Genomic DNA, 7,082 nt, shown 5'->3' with positions numbered 1-7,082 from the left:
TGAGTCCCGTGCAATACAGAACTCAGGCCTTGGCTACCCGCTAGACTTTAACCGTCCAACTTCGCGGGGTCAGTTCAAACCCGCGCCGTTTTTACTTCCAAAGACCCCTTCGATCAATCCACTTCGATTGCTTCCGGATTCGGATTGCGCGGCGGCGCCGAGTTTTCGTCGAACGTGAGCTGTACCTTGTCGTCCGCATCGACATCCACCGTCACGCGGCCACCGTTGAGCAGCTTGCCGAACAGCAGTTCGTCGGCCAATGCACGACGGATCGTGTCCTGAATCAGACGCTGCATCGGGCGAGCGCCCATCAGCGGATCGAAACCGTGCTTCGCGAGATGCTTGCGCAATGCATCGGTAAAGACCGCATCGACCTTCTTCTCGTGCAATTGATCTTCCAGTTGCATGAGGAACTTGTCGACCACGCGCAGGATGATTTCCTCGTCCAGCGAGCGGAAGCTGATGATCGCGTCCAGACGGTTACGGAACTCCGGCGTGAACATGCGCTTGATGTCGGCCATTTCGTCGCCCGATTCGCGGCGCGACGTGAAACCGATCACCGACTTGCCCATCGTCTCGGCACCCGCGTTCGTCGTCATGATGATGATGACGTTGCGGAAGTCCGCCTTGCGGCCGTTGTTATCCGTCAGCGTGCCGTGATCCATCACCTGCAGCAGCACGTTGTAGATATCCGGATGCGCCTTCTCGATTTCGTCGAGCAGCAGCACGCAGTGCGGCTTCTTCGTGACGGCTTCGGTCAGAAGACCACCCTGATCGAACCCGACATAGCCCGGCGGCGCACCGATCAGACGGCTGACCGCATGGCGCTCCATATATTCCGACATGTCGAAGCGCAGCAGCTCGATGCCGAGCGTGAACGCCAGCTGCTTCGCGACCTCGGTCTTGCCGACGCCCGTCGGCCCGGAGAAAAGGAACGCGCCGATCGGCTTGTCCGTTTTGCCGAGTCCCGCGCGCGCCATCTTGATCGATGCCGACAGCGCATCGATGGCCGGATCCTGGCCGAACACGACGGCCTTCAGATCGCGATCGAGCGTCTGGAGCTTGCTGCGATCGTCCTGCGAAACGCTCTGCGCCGGCACGCGCGCGATCTTCGAGATGATCTCTTCGATCTCGCTCTTGCCGATGGTCTTCTTCTGCTTCGACTTCGGCAGGATGCGTTGCGCCGCGCCCGCTTCGTCGATCACGTCGATGGCCTTGTCCGGCAGATGACGATCCGTGATGAAGCGCGCCGACAGCTCCGCCGCCGCGGACAAAGCACCTGACGAATACTTCACGCCGTGATGCTCTTCGAAACGCGTCTTGAGGCCGCGCAGAATTGCCACGGTCTGCTCGACGGTCGGCTCGGTGACATCCACCTTCTGGAAACGACGCGACAACGCCGCGTCCTTCTCGAAGATGCCGCGATATTCCGTAAACGTAGTTGCACCGATGCACTTCAACTGACCCGACGACAACGCCGGCTTCAGCAGGTTCGACGCATCGAGCGTGCCGCCCGAAGCCGCGCCCGCGCCGATCAGCGTATGAATTTCGTCGATGAACAGAATGGCGTGCGGACGCTCCTTCAGTTCCTTGAGCACCGTCTTCAGACGTTGTTCGAAATCGCCGCGATACTTCGTGCCCGCGAGCAGCGCACCCATGTCGAGTGAATACACCTGCGCGTCAGCGAGGATGTCCGGCACTTCGCCGCGCGTGATGCGCCAGGCGAGCCCTTCTGCGATCGCAGTTTTGCCCACGCCGGCTTCACCCACGAGCAGCGGATTGTTCTTGCGACGGCGGCACAACACCTGCACCACGCGCTCGACTTCCAGTTCGCGGCCGATCAGCGGATCGATCTTGCCATCCTTCGCGAGCTGATTGAGGTTTTGCGTGAACTGCGCAAGCGGCGTTTCCTTTTGCGCAGCGGCGTCTTCCGACTCCGGATTGGCTTCGCTGTTCGTCTTCGCGGCGTCGCCGCTGTTCGTCTTCGCGATGCCGTGCGAAATGAAATTCACGACATCGAGACGCGTGACGCCCTGCTGCTGCAGGTAGTACACCGCGTGCGAGTCCTTCTCGCCGAAGATCGCCACCAGCACGTTCGCGCCGGTCACTTCCTTCTTGCCGTTCGAGGTCGATTGCACGTGCATGATCGCGCGCTGGATCACGCGCTGGAAACCAAGCGTCGGCTGAGTATCGACGTCGTCCGTCCCCGGCACGGTCGGCGTGTTGTCATGAATGAAATTGCGCAGGTTCTGACGCAAATCTTCAATGTTGGCTGCGCAGGCGCGCAACACTTCAGCCGCGGTCGGATTGTCCAACAGGGCGAGCAGCAGATGCTCGACCGTTATGAACTCGTGCCGCGCCTGACGTGCTTCCATAAACGCCATGTGCAGACTGACTTCCAGTTCCTGGGCAATCATGCTTCCTCCATCACGCACTGCAGCGGGTGTCCCGCTTGCCGTGCATGGCTAACGACTTGCTCAACTTTGGTCGACGCGATATCCCGCGTGTAGACCCCACAAACTCCCCTGCCTTCGCGATGAACCTTCAGCATGATCTGCGTCGCAGTCTCACGATCTTTATTGAAGTATTCCTGCACGATCATCACGACGAATTCCATCGGCGTGAAGTCGTCATTCAGCAGCACCACCTTGTACATGGCCGGCTTCTTGAGCTTCTGCTCCTGCCGCTCCAGTACCGTGCCATCCTGCTTGTTGGGATTGATCGCCATACACCCATTCTAAACAACACGGACGTCCTTGCAATTGCCGCTCCAGCACCGACCGCCCGGTCGGAATGCAACGCTGAAAACTGCATTCGCACAGCTATCGTCCATTCAATCCTGCCGCTGCCCAACGCTTCGGCGCGGCCCGCTTGCCCCTCGTCGAAACGAGTATCGCACAGCTTCAAAAAAAACAAACCGAGCAGGCGCCGCGGGCCGCCGGGTAACACACACGTGAGTCGATTATGCGACTTTTCAAGATGGCGTGCTTGGACGGCAGCACACACGCAAAGCAGGAATTACCCTACGAATGTGCTCTTTGCAACGAGCTTAACGGCCATCCCAAAAATTCCTTGACACCCGATTTAAGAGATTTAACAATCAAACTGGCACTTTTTTCCGGGGGCCAACCACGGACGAAAAAAGAGGCCGAGGTGAGCTTGTGAGGAGGGGGCGGTTCACAATGTGGGGTGGCCGTCGAGCTTTTCGAGCGTGCTCTGGGTGCGACAAGAGTTAGAGGGGAAGTACGAATGTCTACTGGTACGGTCAAGTGGTTCAACGACGCGAAAGGCTACGGATTCATCACGCCCGATGAAGGCGGCGAGGATCTGTTTGCACATTTCTCGGCGATTCAAATGAACGGTTTCAAGACACTCAAAGAAGGCCAGAAGGTCAGCTTCGAGATCGTCCAGGGACCGAAGGGCAAGCAGGCTTCGAACATCCAGGACGCTGCCTGACCGTTCGATCGAACTTTGCCTCGTGAAACCCGGCCTCCGAGCCGGGTTTTTTTTCGTTCGGCGCTTCTCAAATATATGAAGCGCTGGCGCCCAGTCAAAAACCCCGCAAGGCGCAAGCCTTCCGGGGTTTTACTTAACACATCGAACTGAGGTGAGTCCTCACATATTCTCGATCATCACCTGTCCGAAGCCTGAACACGATACCTGCGTCGCACCTTCCATCAGGCGCGCGAAGTCGTACGTGACGCGCTTCGAAAGAATCGATTGCTCCATCGACGAAATGATGCGGTCCGCGGCCTCGAACCAGCCGAGGTGGCGCAGCATCATTTCAGCCGAGAGAATTTCCGAACCTGGATTCACATAGTCCTTGCCCGCGTACTTCGGCGCCGTGCCGTGCGTCGCTTCGAACATTGCGACGGAATCGGACATGTTCGCGCCCGGCGCGATGCCGATGCCGCCCACCTGTGCCGCGAGCGCGTCCGAGACGTAATCGCCGTTCAGGTTGAGCGTCGCGATCACGTCGTATTCGGCCGGACGCAGCAGGATTTGCTGCAGGAACGCATCGGCGATCACATCCTTCACGACGATGTCATTGCCCGATTTCGGATTCTTCACCTTCATCCACGGACCGCCGTCGATCAGTTCCGCGTTGAACTCCTTCTGCGCGAGCGCATAACCGTAGTCGCGGAACGCGCCTTCGGTGAACTTCATGATGTTGCCCTTGTGCACCAGCGTCACCGAGCGACGGTCGTTGTCGATCGCGTATTGAATCGCCTTGCGCACGAGCCGCTCCGTGCCCTCGCGCGACACCGGCTTGATTCCGAGCCCCGACGAATCCGGGAAACGGATCTTCGTCACGCCCATTTCCTCGCGCAGGAACTTGATGACCTTCTTCGCCTCGGCCGAATCCGCCGGCCATTCGATACCCGCGTAGATGTCCTCGGAATTCTCGCGGAAGATCACCATGTCGATCTTCTCCGGCTCGCGCACCGGCGAGGGCACGCCCTTGAAATAGCGCACCGGCCGCAGACACACATACAGATCGAGCTGTTGACGAAGCGCAACGTTCAGTGAACGGATGCCGCCGCCGACGGGCGTCGTGAGCGGCCCTTTGATCGACACGATGTAGTCCTTCACCACATCGAGGGTCTCGTCGGGCAGCCACACATCGGGGCCGTAGACGCGCGTCGCCTTTTCGCCCGCGAAGATTTCCATCCATTGAATCTTGCGCTTGCCGCCGTAGGCCTTTTCCACCGCCGCATCGACGACCTTGATCATCACCGGCGTGATGTCGACGCCCGTGCCGTCGCCCTCGATGTACGGGATGATCGGCTGATCGGGGACGTTGAGCGAGAAATCCGCGTTGACGGTGATCTTGTCACCGTCCGCCGGAACCTTGATGTGCTGATACGGCATGGTCGACTCCAAATAAGGCCGGACTTGAGTGGAAGCAAACAAACTGGAAAGAGAACGATGCGATGCAGCATGCGGGGGCGACGCACAGCCCCCAATGTTCGTCATTACATCATTCTAACCATGCTGGCCCGCCCCGGCGCGCCCGACGGGGCCTGGCGCATGCATTAAGATGCCGCATCCGATCACCCCGCGCGCCGCCTTGCATGTCACTCATCGCCCTGAACAAGCCCTTCGGCACCATCTGCCAGTTTTCCGCGCACGAAACGCGCGCATCGCTCGGCGACTGGGTCAAGACGCCGGGCGTGTATCCCGCGGGCAGACTCGACGCGGACAGCGAAGGGCTGCTCCTGCTCACCGATGACGGCGCACTGCAAGCCCGCATCGCAGAACCGCGTCACAAGCTCGTGAAGCGGTATTGGGCGCAGGTCGAAGGCGCACCCGACGCAGCCGCGCTCGCGCGTCTCGCGAAAGGCGTCGATCTCGGCGACTATGTGACGCGTCCCTGCCGCACCGCATTCGTCGGTGCACACGACATCGACGCACTCTGGCCGCGCACGCCGCCGATCCGCTTTCGCGCCGCCATCCCGACGACGTGGATCGAGCTGGCCATCACCGAAGGCAAGAACCGGCAGGTCAGACGCATGACGGCGGCGGCCGGTTATCCGACCTTGCGGCTCGTGCGCGTGGCGATCGGCGCGCTCGATGTCTTCGCGCTGGGCATCGCCCCCGGCGAGACCGCGGACGTTGCGCCAGACGCGCCGTGGCAACGCGTTCGTTGAATCGCATTCAACTATCTCGCAAATAAGCGCCTTTGCATCGTTCAGTGCGATGCGCTTAAACGCAGTGTCATGAAGATCGAGTAGCGCAAATCTCGAAACGAATATTTTTTGTTCTGCTGCGCATTTCTCCGTAAATCGCGTCAACCGACTCCGCGCGCGACGCGTTAAGGGCGTCAGATGCCGCAGAAAGCTATCCGGCATGAGCGAAAACTGATTACAACAACCTGTGTGCTCCAGGGAGTTTGAAAGGTTCAAGCGTTCACAGTCGTATCGAGATTAATTTATCGACTCGACTGTCAACCGAAAGGTAGGTGGCTCGTTTACCAACATGACTCAATGACCGGGTCGTTTGGTTAATTAACTCAAGCTGAGGATTCACAGATGAACAAACTGATCGCTGCTCTCGTCGCTGGCCTGTTCGCAACCGCTGCATTCGCACAAGAAGCTTCGGCACCGGCCGCTGCTGCTCCGGCAGCTGCTGCTTCGTCGGCTCACAAGTCGTCGCACAAGAAGTCGCACAAGTCGTCGCACAAGTCGCACAAGAAGGCAGCCGCTTCGGCGCCGGAAGCCGCTTCGGCAGCTCAGTAAGTTCGTTGTAAAACGGCGGTATAGCGAAGTCAAAAACGAGCATTACCGTCGTCTTTACGGCGTTGAAGGGCAGATGGCCGCAAGGCGTCTGCCCTTTTGTTTTGTGCCTGCGCATCGAGTAACATGCGCGGGGCCGCCGGCTTTCCGGCACAACGTTTGTCTTGAAAGGAGCATCGTCGTGAATCTGTTGTTGCGTGCCTTGGTGTCACCATTCAGTTCGACGGCTTCGGCCCGGCGCGCGCGCATCGCCGCCACGATTCGAGCATGCGTGATCGCATTGATGCTGCCATTCGCAGCCGTCCCGCTCGCGCAGGCACAGACAATGCCCCCCGGCGCCAAGCAGCCGTCCGACTTTCCGCGCGCGAAGCTCACCGCGGGCATGTACGTGATCGATGCCGCCGTCGCCGCGAACGATGCCGATCGCGAGCAAGGCCTCATGTATCGCACGAAGCTCGCACCGAACGAAGGCATGCTCTTCGTTTTCAATGAAAACGCCGTGCATTGCTTCTGGATGAAGAACACGCTGATTCCGCTGTCGATCGCGTTCATTCGCGCGGACGGCACGATCACCGACATCGACGAAATGCAGGCCGAGACCGAGAACAATCACTGCCCGCGCAATAACGGCGTGTATGCGCTCGAAATGCCCAAAGGCTGGTTCGCCGCGAAGGGCATCAAGCCCGGCATACAGCTCAAGGGCCTGCCGCGCGCGCAATAGCCCGCAATAAGTCCGCAACAAGCCCTTTTCGCCCGACCAGGAAACCGGCGTCGTCGCACGACACGCCGGTTTTTTTGCGTCCGGAAAGTCCCCTCCGTCGAGCTGGCAGGATTCCTGCAAAGAGC

At 59.5% G+C, this 7,082-nt stretch carries 7 protein-coding genes; 4 read left to right on the top strand and 3 right to left on the bottom strand.

Annotated features, from left to right (window positions below; all coding sequences use genetic code 11):
- Positions 1-113 precede the first annotated feature (113 nt).
- A complete protein-coding gene (clpA, locus tag NCR38_RS02870; protein WP_061117638.1) occupies positions 114-2,417 on the bottom strand; it encodes an ATP-dependent Clp protease ATP-binding subunit ClpA in 2,304 nt (767 codons plus the stop codon).
- A complete protein-coding gene (gene clpS, locus NCR38_RS02865) occupies positions 2,414-2,728 on the bottom strand; it encodes an ATP-dependent Clp protease adapter ClpS (RefSeq protein WP_008351199.1) in 315 nt (104 codons plus the stop codon). Before clpS ends, clpA begins: the two co-directional genes overlap by 4 nt.
- A gap of 521 nt (positions 2,729-3,249) precedes the next feature.
- Here clpS and cspD point away from each other — a divergent pair.
- On the top strand, positions 3,250-3,456 hold the full coding sequence (gene cspD, locus NCR38_RS02860; RefSeq protein ID WP_008351201.1) for a cold shock domain-containing protein CspD: 207 nt from the start codon (positions 3,250-3,252) through the stop codon (positions 3,454-3,456).
- A gap of 159 nt (positions 3,457-3,615) precedes the next feature.
- Here the strand turns inward: cspD and icd are convergent, their stop codons facing one another.
- Complete coding sequence (gene icd, locus NCR38_RS02855) at positions 3,616-4,872, bottom strand: NADP-dependent isocitrate dehydrogenase (protein ID WP_250476376.1); 1,257 nt, start codon at positions 4,870-4,872, stop codon at positions 3,616-3,618.
- A 203-nt stretch (positions 4,873-5,075) separates the two neighbouring features.
- On the opposite strand from icd, the gene NCR38_RS02850 reads away from it, so the two are divergent.
- From NCR38_RS02850 to NCR38_RS02840, 3 genes are all read left to right on the top strand, one after another.
- On the top strand, positions 5,076-5,651 hold the full coding sequence (locus tag NCR38_RS02850; protein WP_061117640.1) for a pseudouridine synthase: 576 nt from the start codon (positions 5,076-5,078) through the stop codon (positions 5,649-5,651).
- A gap of 381 nt (positions 5,652-6,032) precedes the next feature.
- Complete coding sequence (locus NCR38_RS02845; protein ID WP_061117641.1) at positions 6,033-6,239, top strand: hypothetical protein; 207 nt, start codon at positions 6,033-6,035, stop codon at positions 6,237-6,239.
- 280 nt (positions 6,240-6,519) lie between these two features.
- Positions 6,520-6,957, top strand: a complete 438-nt coding sequence (locus tag NCR38_RS02840; RefSeq protein WP_250476377.1) for a DUF192 domain-containing protein — start codon at positions 6,520-6,522, stop codon at positions 6,955-6,957.
- The last annotated feature ends 125 nt before the right edge of the window (positions 6,958-7,082 follow it).

It is taken from the genome of Caballeronia sp. INML1 (assembly GCF_023631085.1).
Lineage (GTDB): Bacteria > Pseudomonadota > Gammaproteobacteria > Burkholderiales > Burkholderiaceae > Caballeronia > Caballeronia turbans.
The sequence above is the reverse complement of the archived record's forward strand: the minus strand, read 5'-3'. Positions and strand labels throughout refer to the sequence as shown.

Bases quoted from the DNA above. Each gene is read 5' to 3' on its own strand.
- clpA (WP_061117638.1), bottom strand. From the start codon at position 2,417: ATGATTGCCCAGGAACTGGAAGTCAGTCTGCACATGGCGTTTATGGAA.
- clpS (WP_008351199.1), bottom strand. From the start codon at position 2,728: ATGGCGATCAATCCCAACAAGCAGGATGGCACGGTACTGGAGCGGCAG.
- cspD (WP_008351201.1), top strand. From the start codon at position 3,250: ATGTCTACTGGTACGGTCAAGTGGTTCAACGACGCGAAAGGCTACGGA.
- icd (WP_250476376.1), bottom strand. From the start codon at position 4,872: ATGCCGTATCAGCACATCAAGGTTCCGGCGGACGGTGACAAGATCACC.
- NCR38_RS02850 (WP_061117640.1), top strand. From the start codon at position 5,076: ATGTCACTCATCGCCCTGAACAAGCCCTTCGGCACCATCTGCCAGTTT.
- NCR38_RS02845 (WP_061117641.1), top strand. From the start codon at position 6,033: ATGAACAAACTGATCGCTGCTCTCGTCGCTGGCCTGTTCGCAACCGCT.
- NCR38_RS02840 (WP_250476377.1), top strand. From the start codon at position 6,520: ATGCTGCCATTCGCAGCCGTCCCGCTCGCGCAGGCACAGACAATGCCC.